Below are 19,059 nucleotides of genomic sequence, written 5' to 3' on the forward strand. Positions count from 1 at the left end.
CACACCCGGGAGCACCGTGACGAGCACCGACACCCATCAGCTGGTCGACGTCGAGGAGATCCGGGACGCCGCTGCCCGGATCTCCGGGTTCGCGTTGCACACGCAGCTCGTCCCGGCAACCTGGGCCGATCTGCCGGACAGCACATCTGAGCTGTGGTTGAAACCTGAACTCCTGCAACCGATCGGCGCGTTCAAGATCCGCGGAGCGGTGAACGCCATTGCCGCGATGGACCCGCAGGACCGGGCCCGCGGCATCCTCGCGCATTCGTCCGGCAACCACGCGCAGGCCGTCGCGTGGGCGGCCCGCGCGTTCGGCACGACGGCGCACATCGTCATCCCGGACAACGCGCCGCAGCGCAAGATCGACGCCACCCGCGCACTCGGTGCCACCGTCGAACTGGTGCCGGTCGAGCAGCGATTCAGCCGCCCGCTCGAGGTGCAGCGAGAGACCGGGATGCCCCTGGTGCCGCCGTTCGACAACCGGCTCGTGATCGCCGGCCAGGGAACGATCGGGCTCGAGATCGCCCAGGACGCACCGGATGTCGCGGTGATCCTGGTGCCCGTCTCCGGCGGTGGCCTCATCGCCGGGGTCGCCGCCGCGGCGGCGGCGCTGTTGCCGGACGCGGTGGTGGTCGGCGTCGAGCCGGAGCTCGCCGGCGATGCCGCTGCCTCGTTCCGGGCCGGCGTCCGCACCGCCTGGGAGCCCGCCCAGACCGCCCGCACGATCGCGGACGGCCTGCGGACCTTCTCGGTCGGCAAGCTGCCGTGGGAGCACATCCGGACCCAGGTGAGCGACATCCTGACCGTCACCGAGGACGAGATCCGGGAGGCGACCCGCAGGCTCACCCTGCAGGCTCACCTGGCCGCCGAGCCCAGCGGGGCGGTCGCCGTGGCGGCCCACCTGTTCCACAGCGAGCACCTGCCCGCCGGCAAGCGGGTCGCAATCGTGTCGGGTGGCAACATCGATCCCGCCGTCCTGCTCGACATCCTGCGCTGACCGGCCCAGCACCAGCACCAGCACCAGCACCGCATCGAGGAGATCTGTGAACCCGTACGTCGATCTGGCCCACGTCACCCGCTCCGGGTTCCACGAGTGCACGCATTTCGGAGCGCTGGTGGTGACGGCGCCGGACGGCTCGATCCGGTACGCGCTCGGCGACGTCACTGTCCCGGTGTTCCCCCGATCGTCGAACAAGCCGTTCCAGGCCGTCGCCATGCTCGAGTCGGGCGCCGCGCTGGAGGGCGCCGATCTGGCGCTCAGCTCGGCGTCCCACTCCGGCGAACCGATGCACGTCGCCAGAGCCCGCGGAATCCTCGCCGCGGCCGGTCTCACCGAGGACGACCTGGGCTGCCCGGTCGACCTGCCGCTGGACGAGGCCTCCCGCGCTGCGGCGATCCGCGCCGACGAGCCGCCCAGACGGATCTACATGAACTGCTCCGGCAAGCACTCCGGCATGCTCACCGCCTGCACTGCGGCCGGCTGGGACACCGCGAGCTACCTGGACCCCACGCATCCGTACCAGCAGGCCGCGCTGGCCGCGATCGGCCGCATCACCGGCGAGCGACCGGCAGCGGTCGGCGTGGACGGCTGCGGCGCACCGCTCGCGGCGATCAGCCTGACCGCCCTGGCCCGCGGCTTCGGCGCGCTGGTGCAGGCCGCGAACGGCACCGCCGAACATGCGGTGGCCGCCGCGATGCGTGCGCACCCGGAGATGGTCGCCGGCACTGGTCGCGACGACACCGTGATCATGGCCGCCCACCCGGGTGTGCTGATGAAGGGCGGCGCCGAGGGGGTGCACGTGGCGTCCCTGCCGGACGGCACCGCGGTGGCCCTGAAGATCTCCGACGGCGCGGCCCGAGCCCGGATGCCGGTGCTGGTCCCGGTGCTGCAGCGGCTCGGACTGAACTCGCCGGCACTCGACGAGCTGGCCGTCGGCAGCATCCTCGGTGGGGGCCGGCCGGTCGGGTCGGTGACCATCGCACCAGGGGTGGCTGACGACCTGTAGGATCGTGGGCACGAACAGTTGCTGATTCCGGGGCCGCCCTCAGCCGGCCGCCCCGCTTCTACCGTGCAAGGGGGTCCGCCATGGGGCGAGGCCGTCAGAAGGCAAAGCAGACGAAGGTCGCCAGGGAGCTGAAGTACCACACTTCCTCGATCGACGTCACGGCGCTCCAGCGTGAGCTGGGTGAGGGGCACGGTTATCTGCCCCCGCCGCCACCGGTGAGCACGGAGGTGGCCGACGACGACGATGACCCGTACGCGGCCTACATCGTCGACGACGAGGACGACGACGGCTCCCAGGGCCAGTACGCCTCAGCTCGCTGAGACACCGCTGCAGATCCCGCCACCGCCCGACCGGGTGATGGCGGGATTTCTCGTGTCCGCCGCGATGTTCCGCGGCCGGTTTGTGGTCTGCGCCACCCGGGTACCGAACACATTGGGCGGTTCCGTGGCGAACCGCCCATCCGCAGACGAGGTGGAGGTGCGTGATGACCATGCCTGATTCCCAGCCCGATCCGAACCGACGCGAGGGCGCCTTGCCCGACGAGAACCCCGGTGTCGACCCGGTGACCCCTGTCAGCCCCGGGGCGGTTCCCGATCCCGGGCACCCCGATGTCTCCCCGCCCGGCGTTCCCGGGCCCGAGCATGCCGATCCGGTGCCCGACGTCGCTCCCGTCCCGGGCGTGGAACCCTCACCCGGCGACGTGCCGGGGCACCCGGGCATCCCAACACCCTGACCCGACAGCCCCTACTCGCGAGCGAGTACGGGCCACCTTGCCTGCCGCCGTCTCGACGATCGGTCGGTGAGGCCCCCGGGCCTCTGACGCTGGTGGAACCTAAGAACGCTGGTGACGTTTCGCCAGCGTTCGTAGGGTTCGTCAGCGTTCGTAGGGTTCGCCAGCGTTTTGCAAGGTTCGCCGACGTTTGCACGGTTCGCCAGCGTTCGCAGCGCGCTTCGGCTTCGCCGTCCCGATCAGAACCGCGGGTGGTCCCCCTCCAGCACCACGCGCGCATCGTCCCGGGACGACACCTCGACGGTGCCCAGGGCGTATGTCGGCACGTGCTTGGCGGTCAGGATGGCCATCGCGCGATCGGCGTCGTCAGCAGGGATCACCGCGACCATGCCGACTCCCATGTTGAACGCCTTCTCCATCTCCGGACGGGGCACCCGGCCGTGCCCGGCGATGTAGTTGAACACCGGCAACGGTGTCCAGCTGCGTCGGTCCAACCGTGCGGTGAGGCCCGCAGGGATCACCCTGGCCAGGTTGTTCACCAGGCCGCCACCGGTGATGTGCGCGAACGCGTGGGTGTCGGTGTCCCTGGCCACCGCGAGACAGCTCAGCGCGTAGATCCGGCACGGCTCCAGCAGTTCCTCGCCCAGCGTCCGGCCGAACTCCTCGACGTGCCCGTCGAGCGAGAGCCTCGCCAGATCGAGCAGCACGTGCCGCACCATCGAGAACCCGTTGGAGTGCACCCCGGAGGACTCCATGCCGATGACGACGTCGCCCGCACGGACCCGGTCCGGCCCCAGGATCGCATCGGCCTCGACCACGCCCACCGCCATCGAAGCGAGGTCGTAGTCGTCGGCCGCCATCAGTCCTGGATGCTCAGCCGTCTCGCCGCCGACCAGCGAGCAACCGGCCTGGACGCAGCCCTCGGCGATGCCGCTGACGATCGTCGAGATGCGCTCCGGGACGATCTTGCCGGTGGCGATGTAGTCCTGCAGGAACAGCGGCTCCGCACCACAGGCGACGAGGTCGTCGACGACCATGGCAACAAGGTCGATCCCGATCGTGTCATGCTTGCCGACCGCTTGGGCCACAGCGGTTTTCGTGCCGACACCGTCCGACGAGGAAGCCAGGATAGGGTCCCGGTACTTGTGGATCGGCAGCCGGAACAGCGAGGCGAACCCGCCCAGTCCGTCCAGCACCTCGGGCCGCCGGGTCTTGCCGGCCCACGGCTTGATCAGCTCGACCGCGTCCTCACCGGCCTGGATCGAGACCCCGGAGCCCGCATAGGTGGCTCCCGATCCGAACGATGTCCGCGCTTCGGTCACTGCTGGTTCCCCGTTCCGCTCGACGCCCGAGCGGCGTCACTGCTGACGGTTTCCCGCGCCAGTTCGTCCAAGACTCGGTCTTCCCCGCCGTCACAACCGCCTGCCTGCGTGGCCGGCACTCCCGCCTGGACACCCCTGGCAATCCCCTCGAGGACGTGCTTGCCGATCTCGGTCGGGATCGGGATCGGGTACTCACCGGTGAAACAGGCGGTACACAACCGCTTGGCCGGCTGTTCGGTGGCGGTGATCAGCGCTTCCAGCGAGACGTACGCGAGCGAGTCGGCACCCACCGATCGGCGCACCTCCTCGACGTCGGCGGCCGCAGCGATCAGCTCGGCGCGGGAGGCGAAGTCGATGCCGTAGTAGCAGGGCCAGCGCACCGGCGGCGAGGCGATCCGGACGTGCACCTCGAGGGCCCCGGCCTCCCGCAGCATCCGCACCAGCGCGCGCTGGGTGTTGCCGCGGACGATGGAGTCGTCGACGACGATCAGCCGCTTGCCGCGGATGACGTCCCGCAGCGGGTTCAGCTTGAGCCTGATGCCCAGTTGCCGGATGGTCTGGCTGGGCTGGATGAAGGTGCGCCCGACGTAGGCGTTCTTGACCAGGCCCTGGCCGTACGGGATTCCGGATTCTTCGGCATACCCGATGGCGGCGGGCGTCCCTGACTCCGGAGTGGGGATCACCAGGTCCGCCTCGACCGGCGCCTCACGGGCCAGTCGGCGGCCGATCTCGACCCGGGTCGCGTGCACCCCGCGGCCGGAGATGGTGGTGTCCGGTCGGGCCAGGTAGACGTACTCGAACACACAGCCCTTCGGTGACGCGGGAGCGAAGCTCTCGCTGCGCAACCCGTCGGCGTCGATGGCCAACAGCTCACCCGGCTCGACCTCACGGACGAACGAAGCGCCGACGATGTCCAGGGCAGCAGTCTCCGACGCGACGACCCAGCCGCGCTCGAGCCGGCCCAGCACCAGCGGGTGGACGCCTTGTGGATCCCGCGCCGCGTACAGCGTGTGCTCGTCGCAGAACACCAGGCTGTAGGCGCCCTTGAGTTTCGGCAGCAACGTCAGCGCTGCCGCCTCCAGACTCTTGTCGACACACTCGGCGGCGAGCAGCCGCGAGATGATGTCGGAGTCGGTGGTGGAGTTGGGACGATCGGGACGGTGGCCGACCTTGGTGGTGGCACCGGCGAGTCTCGCGAGCTCCGCGGTGTTCACCAGGTTTCCGTTGTGCCCCATGGCGATCCCGGATCCGACCGGGGTGGTGGCGAACGTCGGGGAGGCGTTCTCCCAGCTGGCTCCACCGGTGGTGGAGTAGCGGCAGTGACCGACTGCGATGTGACCCTTGAGTGACGCGAGGGTCTGCTCGTCGAACACCTGGGAGACCAGGCCGAGATCCTTGAACACGACGATCTTGTGGCCGTCGGCGACGGCGATCCCGGCCGCTTCCTGACCGCGGTGCTGCAACGCGTAGAGCCCGAAGTACGCCAGCTTCGAGACGTCCTCACCGGGCGCCCAGGCGCCGAAGACGCCGCACTCCTCGCGGGGGGCGTCCTCGGGAATGTCGGGCTGCCGGTCGATCAGCAGATTCGGCGCCGAAGCGGGGCGGGTCGGGTACAGATTCGTCAGGTCGGTGACGGGGCTGTCGGCCACGAACGCTCTCCTCACGCGGGTCGGGGAAGTCCGGTACTACCGCGTGGCCCCACTCTACCGGCCGGATGGCCGCGTTCCCTGCACTCCTGCCCGTCCCGCCGGGCGGGCAGGGCCGTCAGTCGCGGGACGGTCGACGACCGGTCGCCGGGTCCCGGTCGGTGATGCAGTACAGCCGTGCTGCCGGATCCGCCAGGACCGTCCAGACAGCTCCGTCACGCACCCGGGTGGCTCCTAGCCGGACGTGCTGTTCGACGGTGACCGGCCGGTCGGAGCTCGAGAAGTCGAGGTGGATCCCCGCGGGCCCCTCCTCGATCCGCTGCAGCAGCATCCGCAGCGCCACCTGCGCCGGCCGCTCCAGCACCCGGAACCCCGGCAGCGAGCCGTTCGACAGATCCCACCCCGTCGCCATCTCCCACCAGCGGACCTCCGCGTCGTAGTGCTCGTGCGGGATGTCCAGACACAGCTGGTCCAGGGTCGAGCTCACCCCGTCGACGACCAGCGGGGTCGGACGGGTTCCTGCACCGTCCGCTGCGACGACGCAGAACACGATCCCGGCCGGCGAGCGCAGCACGGTGACGTCGTCGAACCGGTTCTGCAGCACGGTGGCCCCGCTGCCGGTCAGGGTGCTGACGGTGACGGCCGGATCGTCGACGTGCAGATCCAGATGCGCACCGGGAACGCCGCCATCAGTGCGTTGCAGACGCAGTGTGGCGTCGCCGTCGGCCGGGATGACCGTGACGAATCGCTCACCTCGCCAGGGCGACAGCGTGCCGCCGGTGACCGCACACCAGAACTCCGCCACCCGGTCGTCCGCCGGATCGTCGCGCGGGGTGTCGAGGAAGGCCGTCAGCCAGCGGATCAGCACCGCCCGATTGTCGCCGGTGCGCTGCTCGACCACCCGACGACGCTCCCGGGATCGGTGCAGGAGTGACGAAGGCGCGGTGAACGGCGACCTCGTCGCATCGCCGAATTCTCTGGAAAGGTGGGGCGATGGTCACCGTCACCCTCGCCCAGCGCCTACTCGCCGCCGGTCTGGTGTGGGATCCGCACCCCGGTGACCGGTTCGTGATTCCTGGGCGCGAGATGGATGACGACGTCTTCGTGGTCAGCCAGATGGTCGTCGACGTGCACGAGTTCCCGGGCGGCCGGGTGATCGGATTCAACGGCACCACCGAGTGGGCGATGGACTCGCTCGAGCTGACCGAGGCACTGTGGCTGCCCTGGGAGGGCCAACTGCGCGAACAGCTCGGCATCCGCTTCGCCGGTCTGTGGCGGGACGGCGAGGAGTGGGTAGTTGCGGTGGAGAACGTTGCGCCGCAGGGGATCCCGGAGCGCGAGCTGGCCGAGGGGTACGTCGATCCTGACGAGAACGTGCGCGAGTTCCGCGACACCGACTGCGAGAGCGCCTACGCGTCGGCGCTGCTCTCGGTGCTCGATTTCGCCTGACCGCGCGCGTCCGACGCTCGATCCAGCTGCACCGGTCGCCCGGGGCCACGACCCGTTCGGCGTTGTTGCGCCTCCCCGAAGCCGGGAACACGCGTTCGTGCCGATCGAACGGCTGGAGCGCCGGGACGCTCAGTGCAGCGGGAGCAGCTCGCTGAGATCGGCCCTGGTTCCGGAGGCATGCACCCGGCCGTCCGCGACCGCCTGCGCGAAGCCCAGCTCACCGGTGACCAGTGCCAGCCAGGTCGCTGCGTCCATCTCGATGACATTCGGGGGCGTCCCCCTGGTGTGCCGCAACCCCTCGATCGCCTGCACCGCCGAGTGCGGCGGGACCCGGATCTCCACCGACCTGCCGGGATGCTCCTGCGCCAGCCAGCGCAACGTGGTCCGCACCATCGACCGCTCGCCGACGCCGGTGTCGCCGGCGCGCAGCGCGATCAGGACGACCTCGAGTTCCGCGCGGTCGACCTTCCCTTTCGGCACGGACCCAGCGTAGCGGCGCACTCGGCCCGGACTTCGTCGGCGCGATGACGTCGACCCGAGCCCGGGAACAGGTATCCGCGCCGAACTCACCCACCCCGACGGGCCGGTTCGGCGTGAGTGCGCCGAACAAGGCCCGGGAACAGGTATCCGCGCCGATCCGATGCACTGACGCAGCTGGGCGTATCCGGTCGGCGTTCTTACGCCGGATCGAGCGCTGAAGACGCATCCGTGCCGAACCGATGCGGCGGGGGTGTAGAGCCGGCCCGGGCGAGCGCGGTTGAGCCGGCCTGCATGCGGGCAGACTGGTGGGGTGACAGAACGTTCGGCCGACGGGGCCGTCCTGAGGTCGTGGTCGGGCCGCGGCAGGAAACCCGCCGCGATCACCCTCGTGCTGCACGGCGGCGACGGCGGCACCAACTCCGCGCGGGTGTCGGCGCTGTGGGCACCGGTGCTGCGGATGTACCTGCTCACCCCGCAGATCCGCCAGGCGGTCCCGGATCTGCTGACGGTCGGGCTGCAGCATGCTGTCAAGGGGTGGAACGGCGGCGGTGACCCCGTGCGTGACGCCCGCTGGGCACTCGAGTTCCTGACCGGTCGCTACCCAGGGACACCCATCGTGCTGGTGGGACACTCGATGGGCGGCCGGGTGTCGACACACTTCCTCGAGGATCCGGCCGTGGTCGGTTTCGTCGGGCTGGCTCCGTGGCTGGACCACGTCACCACGGTCCCCGATCTGCCGGGGACGAGGGTGACACTCGTGCACGGCACAAACGATCGGACCACCTCCCCTGCCGCGACCCGACGGTGGGGTGACCGGGTCGAGAAGCGCACCCCCGGTTCGGTCCGGTGGCACCCGCTGCCCGGCGGCACCCACCCCATGCTGAAGCCGTTCCTGCCCTGGGGCCGACTGGCTCGGGACGGGATCCGCTGGGCGCTCTCCTCCTGAGCCTCGGCCTCGAGCTGTCGTCAGGCAGGACCTGAGCCCCCCCCGCGTGCGCCGAGGTCTCCGGGTGCGCCCGACACCCTCGTCGCAGCGCTGCCGCCCCATTGACAGGAGCGCCATGCGCTGCCGGCGGGCCAGCGCTGAGCGGGCCAGCCAGCGCGTAGCGGGCCGGCGCTCAGCGGGCCAGCAGGGTCGCACCCACGCCGGCCGCGACCACGAGGGGAGCCAGGACCAGGCCCTGACGGATCACCGTCCACCAGCGATCGACCTCGCCGCCGTGCCTGCGTACCTGCTGCCACCAGAGCAGGGTGGCGAGCGAACCCCAGGGCAGGATGATCGGTCCGGCGTTCACCGAGACCAGCAGCGTCGCGAGCCGGTCGGCCGAGTCGGCGAGCGGTGCGAGCGCGAGAAAGGCGGGCAGGTTGTCGATCACGTTGCCGGTCACTGCGCCGGCAGCGGCGAACCTGGCCAGCGCGCCGCCGGAGTCCCCCGATCCGGCGAAGCCGGCGAGCAGCGTGTGCAGGCCGTGCGTCTGGGCCGCCTGGACCAGCACGAACAGCCCCGCGACGGCGATCAGCATCCGCCACGGGACGAACTCCCCCAGCGGTACCGGGGTCCAGCGCACCAGCAGACCGATGCCCAGCAGGAGCACGCCGCCGGTCGCCACCGCCCACGCGGGCAACTGGGCCAGGAACCCGAGCGCCACGAGCACCATCACCGCGGTGCACCAGCGCAACAGGAACCGGTCGGCCACGTCGGCCTGCGCTGCGGCCTCGAACCGACCCGCCAGCGAGCGGCGATGTAGCAACGCCAGCACCAGCACCGTCACCAGCAGCACCGCGAGTGCCGGCGCCCACATCACTGCCAGGTACGACAGGCCGGCAGCCCTGAAATCGTTCTCCGCCAACAGGTTCGTCAGGTTCGACACCGGCAGCAGCAGCGACGCCGTGTTGGCCAGCGCCACCACGGTCAGCGCGAGCGGCGCCACCGCCACCCCGGCCCGGCGGCCCGCAGCGATCACCACGGGCGTCAACAGGACAGCCGTCGTGTCGAGCGAGAGCACGACCGTACACACCGTCGCCAACACCACCGTCGTCGACCAGAGCGCCAGTCTCGAGCCACGGGCGAGGCGGACGGCAAGAGCACCCGCTGCCTCGAAAAGCCCTGCAGTGGCGCACATTCCGGCGAGCACTGTCACCGCCAGCACGAACCCCAGGACCGGCACGGTCGTTCCGGCCAACGTACGCAACTCCGGCAGCGGCAGCCAGCCGGCCACCACCACGAGAACGGCCAGCACGCCGGGCACCGTCCACCACGGCACCCTGGCCAGCGCTGCCCTCATCGCCGGCCCGCGGGTGGGGACACGCAGCAGCCGCCAGCCCGCGGGCATGCAGCCACCCGGCGTATCGTCATCGACTCAGCCTGCCGAACGGGCGGCAGCGATCGTGGCGCGGACCAAGTCGGGATCAGTGGCCATGCGATCGAAGGAGTCCGCCGCGCCCATGCTCACCCCTTCGGGTACTAACTGCATCGTGGAGCGCACCAGCCGTTTGCCGGAGAAGTGCACCTCGCGAACGCCGGTGGTGCGGATCAGTTCCGCCACGGTGTCGGCACCGATGCCACCGCCGGCGAGGATCGCGATCGGCGTCCTGCCGGATCCAGCTGCGGAGACCAGCTTACGGAGCAATACCGCCCCCGCAGCCGCTCCGGCAGCTTGACCACTGGTGAGGATCCGCTCGATCCCGCACCGCCGCACAGCTTCCAACGCAGCGAACGGGTCCGCGGTCAGATCGAACGCCCGATGGAACGTCACGCCGACCCGCGACGACCGTCTCGGGTGCGCGACGGCCGCCGCGCGGCCGGCGGCGCGCGCCACGGCCATCAGTCGGCTCGTGACGTCCAGATCGACGGAACCGTCGACGTTCAGCGCGCCGATCACCACTCCGTGCGCGCCCAGCTCGACGGCGACCGTGACATCGCGTTCCATACATCGGATCTCGTCGATCGAGTACCGGAAGTCACCGGATCGCGGACGGATCAGGACGTGGACGGCCAGCCCGGACCCACCGGTCGCGGCCAAGGCATGCTCGATCAACGCCGCGGACGGCGTCAGACCGCCGACCTCGAGCCCGCTGCACAGCTCCACCCGGTCGGCTCCGGCTGCGGCGGCGATCCGGACACCAGCGACGGAGTCGACGCAGACCTCGGTGAGCACACCGGCACCGGGGGTGGCCATCAGCCGAACAGGGCCGGCAGGGTTCCGTGGAACGCGGCCGACAGGTCGGCCACCGATAGTTGGGCGACGAGGCCGTGGCCGCTGGAGATCAGCAACTCGGGATCCTCGGACGCTGCGCTGACGGCGCCGATCTCGACCACGCTCTGCCCGTGTGCGCGGCACAGCGCGACGAACGGGTCCAGGTCTCCCTGCGCCACGGTGACCACGGCCCTGGCGGCCGACTCGGAGAACAGCGCGACGAACGGATCGCCGCTGGGCAGCCGTACCGACAGTCCGGTGGACCTGCGACCGGCGACGCACAGCTCCACCAGGGCCTGTGAGAGACCGCCGTCGGACAGGTCGTGGGCTCCCGTCACCAGCGACCCCACTGCCGCCGCGATCAGCACGTCCGCGAGTCGCTTCTCGGCCTGCAGGTCGACCTGCGGCGGCAACCCACCGAGGTGGTCGTGCACGACCTGCGCCCAGGCGGACCCGTCGAGCTCGTCGTGGGTCTCGCCGAGCAACAGGATCTTGTCGCCCGGCTCGGCCCGGCCGAACGGGATCCTGGCATTGACGTCGTCGATCACACCGAGCACCCCGACCACCGGCGTCGGCAGGATGGCCGTCGTGCCGGTCTGGTTGTAGAAGCTCACATTGCCACCGGTGACCGGGATTCCGAGCTCGCGGCAACCGTCGGCGATGCCGTGCACCGCCTGCTCGAACTGCCACATCACGCCCGGATCCTCGGGTGAGCCGAAGTTCAGGCAGTCGGTGACGGCCAACGGTGCGGCCCCGCTGGTCGCGACGTTGCGGTAGGCCTCGGCGAGTGCCAGCTGCGCGCCGACGTACGGGTCGAGGGCGACGAACCGGGAATTGCAGTCGGTCGCCATCGCGACCCCGCGGGTGGACGACTCGTCCACCCGGACGATGCCCGCGTCTGCGGGTTGCGCCAGCACGGTGTTGCCACGCACGTAGCGGTCGTACTGATTGGTGACCCACTCCTTGGAGCATTGGTTCGGCGACGCGGCCACGGCCGTGATCACCTCACCGAGCTGCTCGGTCGACGGCCGAGCCAGAGATCGAGAAGTGTTGGCCTGCAACGCATCCTGGAAGTCAGGGCGGACGATCGGACGCTCGTACACCGGACCCTCGTGGGCGACTGTCCGCGGTGGTACATCGACGACGACCTCGCCCCGGGAAGTGATCACCAGCCGGTCGCCGTCGGTCACCTCGCCGATCACCGCGGCCTGCACCTCCCACTTGGCGCAGACGGCCAGGAAGGCCTCGACCTTGGACGGTTCGACGACCGCGCACATCCGCTCCTGCGATTCGCTGGAGAGCACCTCGGCGGCCGTCATCCCCTCGGCGCGACGCGGGACCTGGTCGAGATCGATGTGCATACCCCCGTCCCCTGCAGAGGCGAGTTCCGAAGTGGCACAGGACAATCCGGCGCCACCGAGGTCCTGGATGCCGACGACGAGATCCGCGGCGAACACCTCGAGGGTGCACTCGATGAGCACCTTCTCGGCGAACGGATCGCCGACCTGCACGCTGGGCAGTTTCTTTCTGCCGGCACCCTGCTCGTCGCCCGCGAACGTCTCGGAGGCGAGCACAGAGACACCACCGATGCCGTCCAGCCCGGTGGCCGAGCCATAGAGGATCACCTTGTTGCCGGTGCCCGAGGCGTGCGCGGTGTACATGTCGGCGGCGCGCAGCACCCCGATGGAACCTGCGTTCACCAACGGGTTTCCGGCGAAGCTGGCGTCGAAGACGACCTCGCCGCCGATGTTCGGCAGACCCAGTGAATCGCCGTAGCCGGCGACCCCGGCGACGATGCCTGGGACAACACGCTGCGAGTCCGGCGCATCGGCTGGTCCGAACCGCAGCTGGTCCATCACGGCGACCGGCCGGGCACCCATCGCGAGGATGTCGCGGACGATGCCGCCGACCCCGGTGGCCGCACCCTGGTAGGGCTCGACGAACGACGGGTGGTTGTGGGATTCGACCTTGAAGGTCACCGCCCAGCCGTCACCGACATCCACCACGCCGGCGTTCTCGCCGATGCCGGCCAGCATCTTGCTGCGCATCTCGTCTGTGGTGGTCTCCCCGAAATACTTCAGGTGCACCTTGGACGATTTGTAACTGCAGTGCTCCGACCACATCACCGAGTACATCGCAAGCTCTGCATCGGTGGGACGACGACCGAGGATCTCCCGGACGCGGGAGTACTCGTCGTCCTTGAGGCCGAGTTCACGGTAGGGCTGGGCGTCCTCGGGGGACGCGGCCGCCCGATCGACGGTGTCCTGCTGTGGCGGATGAGTCACAGGGCAATCACTTTCGATCCGGCGGCGATCATGGCGGTGAACATCGTCAGGCCGTCCAGACCCGGTCCGGTCAGCTCGTCGATGGCGTGTTCGGGGTGCGGCATCAGACCGACGACCCGCCCGTCGGCCGAGCGGATGCCGGCGATGTCGTCGAGGGAGCCGTTGGGATTGCCTTGCGCAGGAGCAGATCCGGTGTAGCGCAACACCACCTGGCCCTCACCCTCCAGTCGCCGGAGATCGTCGTCGAGCGCGACGTACCGACCCTCGGCGTTCTTCATCGGGATGACGATCTGCTGGCCCTGCTGGTAACCGGACATCCACACAGAGTCGATCGACTCGGCGCGCAGCTGCTGGTCGCGGCAGACGAACTTCAGTCCGGCATTGCGCATCAGCGCTCCGGGCAGCAGGCCGGCCTCGCACAGCACCTGGAATCCGTTGCAGATCCCCAACACCGGCATCCCGGCGCGCGCCGCGTCGATCACCGAACGCATCACCGTGGCCTGGGCGGCGATGGCACCGGCCCGCAGGTAGTCGCCGTAGGAGAACCCGCCGGGGATCACCACCGCGTCGACCTGCTGCAGTTCGGCGTCGGCGTGCCAGAGCGGGACGGCCTCGGCGCCCGCGTAGCGGACGGCGCGCTGCGCATCGACGTCGTCGAGCGTTCCGGGGAAGGTGATGACGCCGATCCGGATCGTCATGCGCCGGCCACGTCGAGCCGGGTGACGGTCCACTCCTCGATCACATGGTTGGCCAGCACGGCGCCGGCGATCTGCTCGAGGTCGGCGTCCGAGACGGAGTCGTCGACCTCCAGCTCGAAGTGCTTGCCCTGACGGACCGAGGTGATCCCCGGGTGTCCGAGCCGGCCGAGCGCGGCGAGGATCGCCTTGCCCTGCGGATCGAGGATCTCGGGTTTGATGACGACATCGACTGCCACACGGGCCACGATCGGGGCTCCTGATCAGCGAGGAGAGCGGTTGACTGGCAGCTCCAGTTTAGTCGCCCACCGGCGCCCTCCCGACCGACCTGCTGCGTCCGCGGATATCGCCTCCGTCACGCGCCCGATCGACGAGGCCGGAGAAACGCTGCACGCAATCGACGGCTCGTCGCGGATCCCGACCCGTCACGGGTCGGAATCACCTGCGAGCCGTCGAAAACGTGCGGATCAGCCCGTTGCGGCGTCGGCCGGCTCGGTCATGTGGTCGAAGATGGCCACCGCGCAGACCCCGAGCAGCGTCCAGTCGACATCACCGGGGCCGGCGGCATCGGCGTCCAACGCCTTGCGCGGATGCGGCTCCCCGGTGCACCCCTGCACCCCGAAGCCCTCCGACAGCGCGGCCATCGCGGCCGCCGCGTCATCGACGGTGAACCCCGGCCGGAACACTCGGCCGACGGCACGGATCACCTGGTCGTAGACCGCGGCATAGGCGCCGACCGCCTCGTGGTGCCGCTCCCGGCTCGCGGCCGTCAGCTGCTCGTCACCGTAGGCACTGGCCCGCAGGGCGAGCATGGTCAGAAAGCCGATGTGGTCCGGATAGCGCCACAGGTTGACCTCGCACCCCCGACGGACGATCTCCCGCCAGCTCACTCCGGCCGCCAGGCCGGGGAGGACGGTGGCGATGGTGTCGGCGGTCGACGTCCGGTCCCGCCAACGGACGGCAGCGATGGCCAGCTCGCGGTGGTAGGCGTCCTGGTCGTCCCAGATGCGGTAGGCAGCGCCGGTGGTGAGGTCGGCGCGATCCAGCACATCCCGCAATCGGATGTGCCGGACGGCTGCGGACGGACCCCGCTCGTGCAGGAGCTCGATGCCCGTGTCGATCAACAGCTCGCGGGTCTCCTCCGCCGTGCGCCGCACCATTGTCGGCTCCCTTCGCCCGGGGCCCCAAAAGTAACTTACTTATCGGCCGGAGCTCTCCCGCCCGGGCGAACCATCAGTCATTGTCGACGCACCCCCCGGGCTGCCGGAACCCCACCGAAGAGGACTGCCATGAAGACACTGCTCCTGCGTTCCCTCGCCGCCGGTTCGCTGGCGACGACGTTGATCCTCGGCACCGCCGGGACCGCCTCCGCCGCACCGTCCCGCGCGACCCTCAAGGCCGCAGCCGACACCGTCGTCAACGAGGTCGTCGGCGGATCGAACTACGGCAAGGTCAAGGCGAAGTACCCGACCGCGCTCAACTTCACCAACGACGGCTGTAGCGTGCCGGCCTACATCATCGCCGCCAGCCCGGCGCTGTACGGAGTGCTCAGGGCCTACGGCAGCGTCTTCGAGAAGTCCTGCGACCGGCACGATTTCGGTTACCGCAACTACGGCAAGAACACCACGACGCCGGGCGTGCACCCGAAGTTCGACCCGACCAGCGCGCGCAAGCATGCGATCGACTCCCGCTTCTACTCGAACATGAAGATCCAGTGCGATCAGAAGTACGGCAACCCGATCACCACCGGCGCCTGCAAGGTCGCGGCAAGGACCTTCTACACCGCGGTGGACAAGGCGGGCGGCAAGGCATTCTTCGGCTGATCCGTTCGCAGGTGCAGCAGACCGTCATCACTCCGGTGGGATCGACTCCCGCCGGGGTGATCGACGTTTCTGGGGCCGGTCCAGGAGCACGGTTGGGAGCTCAGCCGACCGGGGTGTCGGCGAGGGCTGCCAGCGCTTCCACCGTCGCCTGGTCCAACGATCCGGCCACACCGCCTCTGGACGTCACCAGTCGGCGGCAGCCGCCCAGTTCGACGAAGGCCAGCAGTCGGGAGCCGGTCCCGTCGAACCGGTAGGGCTTGATCGCCGCCTGCCGGACGGTCACCCAGTCGACCGCCGGCCCGGTCATGACGTCCGCGGGCCTAGCGCAGGTCGGCGTGCTGAGCGCGGACGCGACCGGCCAGGTCGCGACGACGGCAGCGCGGCTCGGCAGTCCGGCAGCGACCAGGGGCCCCTCCTGGTCCTGGCCGTTGCGGTACCGGCAGACACTGATCGCGCCGGACGGCAACCCCGGCAACCGGGCTCGGGTCCCGTCCTGGGCATCGATCTGGATCGCGACACTCTTGCCCGACGATTCGCAGCCGGTGGCGATCTCGAACTCGGTACTGACCTGCTTGCCGCGCACCTTGCTCCGGACGGGCATCGACGACAGGTCGGAGAATGCCTTCGTCGCCTCGCCGCGGAGGTGACAGCCGTCGCCGGGAACTCCAGGCCTGATCCGGGAGCCGTCAGCCAGGGTCACGGTGAACGCCGGAGTGCCCCTGATCAGCACCAAGCTGCAGGCCTCGGCGGTGCCCGACGCATCGGGAAGCGTGAGGCCCGCCATCAGCTCCGGGATCTTCGCGGCCGGCAGGGTCCGCACCGTGTCGAAGGTGTACAGACCCTGGCCGCCGACGTACTGCTCGACCGGTCCGACGCAGATGGCCACGTCGGTGATGACGGCATCGGGTGGGATCAACGACAGCTCTGCCGGTCGCGCTACCCCGTCGCACGCGCCGACCTGCTGCTCGTCGGCCGGCCGATAGGGCTCGGCGCCGCAGCCGCTGATGCTCGCACCCGTCAGCGCCAGTACCGCCAGCAGCACCCCGGACTGCAGCTCTCGACGCATGACGCCCTCCCTGTTCGACCGTCCGGAGAACCCGGCGCGATGCCTCCGGTGGGATCGTCGCCCGTCGTCCCCGGCACGTCAATGCAGTGACGTCGATACAGGAACGTTGATGCTGGTCGGCGGGACTCAGCCGGGTGGGATCTTCTCCCGACGGTGGGCCCGGCTCTCGTGCACGGGTTGATCTCCGCCGTCACCGACGTCGTCGTCGCCGCGGAGGTCGGGCCGCTTCGTCACCGGCGACGGCTTGTTCTGCCACTTCCGACCGAACAGGAAGATCACCGGCAGGGTGCAGATCAACGGTCCGATGATCGCCACCGGGCGCAGCAGCCACCACTGCAGGTCCGGCACCGTGCTCTCGGAGTCCCGACCGAAGATCGACCACTCGATGCCGCGGGAGAGCGCCATTCCGGTGGTGTGGAACAGGAACAGCGGGAGCGAGAACCGGGTGAAGACGCCCATCACCTTGGCGAACCAGCCGTCCTTCGCCAGCGCTCGGACGATCGCGGGGCGAATCAGCTCCACGAATCCCACCTGGAAGATCGTCAGGGCGATGATGCAGACCGTCGGGGGTGCCATGTTCGACCCCTGGCCTGGTACGCCCACCATCGAACCCGGATACAGACCGGAGAACACCAGGCCGACCAGCGCGAACAGGCCGACCGCCGTCATCACCCTGCCCAGCTGCCGGGACCGCTCTGCCTGGTACTCGAAGTCGATCCGCCCGTCCGAGTAGCGCGGCGCGTCGCGGACACCGGTGATCCGGCCGTGGAAGAAGCCCAGCTGGAAGGCGAAGCCCCAGACGAAGATCATGTTGATGTATTCGACATACGGGATCTGGTAGCGGAAGCGCAGGATGTCGACGATGATCGCCAGCCCGCCCATCACCACGAGCACCAGCATGTCGTAGCGGCGGTGCAACCAGACCGTCAGTGGCATCATCAGGATGAACATGAGATAGGTCGCCACGAACCACAGCGGCGAGACCACCATGATGACCGCTGTCCACATCCACTCGATGTCGAAGATGCTGGTGACGACGATGCCGGTGACGATCCAGACCAACAGCAGCGCGCCGGAGGGCACCGCCAACGACCTGGCCTGGCGCACGGCGAAGTGCCAGAACTTCTCGCCTCGGGCGGAAGCACGCTCCCACGACTGCAGGTGCACGTAGGCGCCGATGTAGAAGAAGATCGGCATCACCTGCAGCAGCCAGGTCAGGATCCAGAGGCCGTCGGTGAAGCCCAGCGGGCTGGTGGCCGTCGGACCGTCGGCCCGCCAGATGAGGATGGTGAAACACCAGTGCCACAGGATGACGACGAGGAGCGAGAACGAGCGCAGGAAATCGGCGTACGGGTCACGCTGGGCCGGCGGCTGCTTCCTGGCCCTGCTGCGTACGGTCCCCTGGTCACCCATCTGGCTACTCCCTCGCTCAGCACCATCGTCGCACCCTTGCGCCGGCCCGGAGGGACCATCAGCCATCGGGCAGGGTCCGGATCAGCTCGTCTCACAGGAACCTCACGATTCCGGCCGTCACCATAGAAGGATGAGTGTGCTGACACCCGACCCCGGCCTCGTCGATCCGTCGACCGGATCTCGCCGACGCCGCGTCGGTCTGCTGGTGGTGATCGCGCTGCTGGTGCTGAGCAACGTGATGGCCAACCGGGTGATTCCCGGGTGGGCGTACATCCCGTGGAACTTCGGTATGGCGGTGGCGCTGCTGTTCGTGGCGCACCGGGCCGGGACCGGGCCGGTGGCGGCCGGGCTGGGCATCCGGCACTGGCACCGGCCGGTCGGGGTCGGGCTGTTGCTCGCGGCGGGGACCGCGCTGATCTTCGGCATCGGGATGGCCATCCCCAGTACCCGCGACGCCTTCATCGACAGCCGGGCCCGCGACGCCTCCATCGGGCTGATGCTCTATCAGGTCCTGCTGCGGATCCCGCTGGGCACAGTGGTGATCGAGGAGGTCGCCTTCCGTGGGGTGCTGCCCGCACTGATGGGCGCGTCCCCGGCCATCCGCTGGAAGTGGGGGCCGGTGATGGGAGCGTCGTTCCTGTTCGGCCTGTGGCACATCCTGCCCTCGATCGGCATCGCCACCGGGAACGCTGCCGTCTCGGACGTGTTGGGCGGCAACCAGTTCGTGGCGACCGTGCTCGCCGTGGTCTCGATGACGGTGGCCGGCGTGCTGATGTGCGGTCTGGCCCGGCTGGGCAAGGGCATCAAGACCACGATGCTGCTGCACTGGGCGACGAACTCACTCGGCTTCGTCGCCGCCTGGCTGCTCATGCACTGACGCGATCACGACGGGACACGACCGGTCTCGACGCACGTCAGGGTCTCGATTCCTTCGTCGCTCGACCACC

General features: G+C 69.6%; 20 protein-coding genes. 8 read left to right on the top strand and 12 right to left on the bottom strand.

Annotated elements, in window-relative coordinates; genetic code table 11:
* The first annotated feature begins 16 nt into the window (after window positions 1-16).
* The 4 genes from ABLG96_RS18880 to ABLG96_RS18895 all read left to right on the top strand — a co-directional run bounded on the left by ABLG96_RS18880 (window position 17) and on the right by ABLG96_RS18895 (window position 2,739).
* Complete coding sequence (locus tag ABLG96_RS18880; protein ID WP_353648858.1) at window positions 17-997, top strand: pyridoxal-phosphate dependent enzyme; 981 nt, start codon at window positions 17-19, stop codon at window positions 995-997.
* A gap of 46 nt (window positions 998-1,043) precedes the next feature.
* Window positions 1,044-2,006 carry an asparaginase gene (locus ABLG96_RS18885; RefSeq protein WP_353648859.1) on the top strand — a complete coding sequence of 321 codons (963 nt, stop codon included), beginning with the start codon at window positions 1,044-1,046 and terminating at the stop codon, window positions 2,004-2,006.
* An 80-nt stretch (window positions 2,007-2,086) separates the two neighbouring features.
* Window positions 2,087-2,326 (top strand): DUF3073 domain-containing protein, encoded by a 240-nt coding sequence (locus ABLG96_RS18890; protein ID WP_353648860.1) that lies wholly within the window; start codon window positions 2,087-2,089, stop codon window positions 2,324-2,326.
* Between the two features lie 170 nt (window positions 2,327-2,496).
* On the top strand, window positions 2,497-2,739 hold the full coding sequence (locus tag ABLG96_RS18895) for a hypothetical protein (RefSeq protein ID WP_353648861.1): 243 nt from the start codon (window positions 2,497-2,499) through the stop codon (window positions 2,737-2,739).
* 236 nt (window positions 2,740-2,975) lie between these two features.
* Here ABLG96_RS18895 and purM read toward each other — a convergent pair whose 3' ends face one another.
* From purM to ABLG96_RS18910, 3 genes are all read right to left on the bottom strand, one after another.
* Entirely contained in the window at window positions 2,976-4,058 is a 1,083-nt protein-coding gene (gene purM / locus ABLG96_RS18900; protein WP_353648862.1) for a phosphoribosylformylglycinamidine cyclo-ligase, read from the bottom strand.
* The gene (gene purF / locus ABLG96_RS18905; RefSeq protein WP_353651587.1) at window positions 4,055-5,641 is read right to left on the bottom strand and encodes an amidophosphoribosyltransferase; all 1,587 of its coding nucleotides are present in this window, start codon (window positions 5,639-5,641) and stop codon (window positions 4,055-4,057) included. The genes purM and purF overlap by 4 nt, the downstream gene beginning before the upstream one ends.
* 181 nt (window positions 5,642-5,822) lie before the next feature.
* Window positions 5,823-6,605, bottom strand: a complete 783-nt coding sequence (locus ABLG96_RS18910) for a VOC family protein (protein ID WP_353648863.1) — start codon at window positions 6,603-6,605, stop codon at window positions 5,823-5,825.
* A gap of 92 nt (window positions 6,606-6,697) precedes the next feature.
* Here ABLG96_RS18910 and ABLG96_RS18915 point away from each other — a divergent pair, with 92 nt between their 5' ends.
* Complete coding sequence (locus ABLG96_RS18915; RefSeq protein WP_353648864.1) at window positions 6,698-7,153, top strand: pilus assembly protein CpaE; 456 nt, start codon at window positions 6,698-6,700, stop codon at window positions 7,151-7,153.
* Between the two features lie 129 nt (window positions 7,154-7,282).
* Here ABLG96_RS18915 and ABLG96_RS18920 read toward each other — a convergent pair whose 3' ends face one another.
* Complete coding sequence (locus tag ABLG96_RS18920) at window positions 7,283-7,591, bottom strand: sterol carrier family protein (protein ID WP_353651588.1); 309 nt, start codon at window positions 7,589-7,591, stop codon at window positions 7,283-7,285.
* Between the two features lie 352 nt (window positions 7,592-7,943).
* Between ABLG96_RS18920 and ABLG96_RS18925 the strand changes: the two genes are divergently transcribed.
* A complete protein-coding gene (locus ABLG96_RS18925; RefSeq protein WP_353648865.1) occupies window positions 7,944-8,579 on the top strand; it encodes an alpha/beta hydrolase in 636 nt (211 codons plus the stop codon).
* A 172-nt stretch (window positions 8,580-8,751) separates the two neighbouring features.
* On the opposite strand, the gene ABLG96_RS18930 is transcribed toward ABLG96_RS18925, so the two are convergent.
* The 6 genes from ABLG96_RS18930 to ABLG96_RS18955 all read right to left on the bottom strand — a co-directional run bounded on the left by ABLG96_RS18930 (window position 8,752) and on the right by ABLG96_RS18955 (window position 14,970).
* Window positions 8,752-9,966 carry an SLC13 family permease gene (locus ABLG96_RS18930; RefSeq protein WP_353648866.1) on the bottom strand — a complete coding sequence of 405 codons (1,215 nt, stop codon included), beginning with the start codon at window positions 9,964-9,966 and terminating at the stop codon, window positions 8,752-8,754.
* A 27-nt stretch (window positions 9,967-9,993) separates the two neighbouring features.
* Window positions 9,994-10,812: a copper homeostasis protein CutC gene (locus ABLG96_RS18935; protein WP_353648867.1), complete on the bottom strand. Its 819-nt coding sequence runs from the start codon at window positions 10,810-10,812 to the stop codon at window positions 9,994-9,996.
* Window positions 10,812-13,115 carry a phosphoribosylformylglycinamidine synthase subunit PurL gene (purL, locus tag ABLG96_RS18940; RefSeq protein WP_353648868.1) on the bottom strand — a complete coding sequence of 768 codons (2,304 nt, stop codon included), beginning with the start codon at window positions 13,113-13,115 and terminating at the stop codon, window positions 10,812-10,814. Before purL ends, ABLG96_RS18935 begins: the two co-directional genes overlap by 1 nt.
* A complete protein-coding gene (gene purQ, locus ABLG96_RS18945; RefSeq protein ID WP_353648869.1) occupies window positions 13,112-13,813 on the bottom strand; it encodes a phosphoribosylformylglycinamidine synthase subunit PurQ in 702 nt (233 codons plus the stop codon). Before purQ ends, purL begins: the two co-directional genes overlap by 4 nt.
* Window positions 13,810-14,058, bottom strand: a complete 249-nt coding sequence (gene purS, locus ABLG96_RS18950; protein WP_353648870.1) for a phosphoribosylformylglycinamidine synthase subunit PurS — start codon at window positions 14,056-14,058, stop codon at window positions 13,810-13,812. Before purS ends, purQ begins: the two co-directional genes overlap by 4 nt.
* Window positions 14,059-14,277: 219 nt before the next feature.
* Entirely contained in the window at window positions 14,278-14,970 is a 693-nt protein-coding gene (locus tag ABLG96_RS18955) for a hypothetical protein (protein ID WP_353648871.1), read from the bottom strand.
* Between the two features lie 129 nt (window positions 14,971-15,099).
* Between ABLG96_RS18955 and ABLG96_RS18960 the strand changes: the two genes are divergently transcribed.
* Window positions 15,100-15,633 carry a phospholipase A2 gene (locus tag ABLG96_RS18960; protein ID WP_353648872.1) on the top strand — a complete coding sequence of 178 codons (534 nt, stop codon included), beginning with the start codon at window positions 15,100-15,102 and terminating at the stop codon, window positions 15,631-15,633.
* Between the two features lie 100 nt (window positions 15,634-15,733).
* On the opposite strand, the gene ABLG96_RS18965 is transcribed toward ABLG96_RS18960, so the two are convergent.
* Both ABLG96_RS18965 and ABLG96_RS18970 read right to left on the bottom strand, forming a co-directional pair.
* Window positions 15,734-16,699, bottom strand: a complete 966-nt coding sequence (locus ABLG96_RS18965) for a hypothetical protein (RefSeq protein ID WP_353648873.1) — start codon at window positions 16,697-16,699, stop codon at window positions 15,734-15,736.
* 126 nt (window positions 16,700-16,825) lie between these two features.
* Window positions 16,826-18,112, bottom strand: a complete 1,287-nt coding sequence (locus tag ABLG96_RS18970) for an acyltransferase (protein ID WP_353648874.1) — start codon at window positions 18,110-18,112, stop codon at window positions 16,826-16,828.
* A gap of 130 nt (window positions 18,113-18,242) precedes the next feature.
* Here ABLG96_RS18970 and ABLG96_RS18975 point away from each other — a divergent pair, with 130 nt between their 5' ends.
* On the top strand, window positions 18,243-18,989 hold the full coding sequence (locus tag ABLG96_RS18975) for a CPBP family intramembrane glutamic endopeptidase (protein WP_353648875.1): 747 nt from the start codon (window positions 18,243-18,245) through the stop codon (window positions 18,987-18,989).
* Window positions 18,990-19,059: the final 70 nt, after the last annotated feature.

This window comes from Nakamurella sp. A5-74, assembly GCF_040438885.1.
GTDB lineage: Bacteria > Actinomycetota > Actinomycetes > Mycobacteriales > Nakamurellaceae > Nakamurella.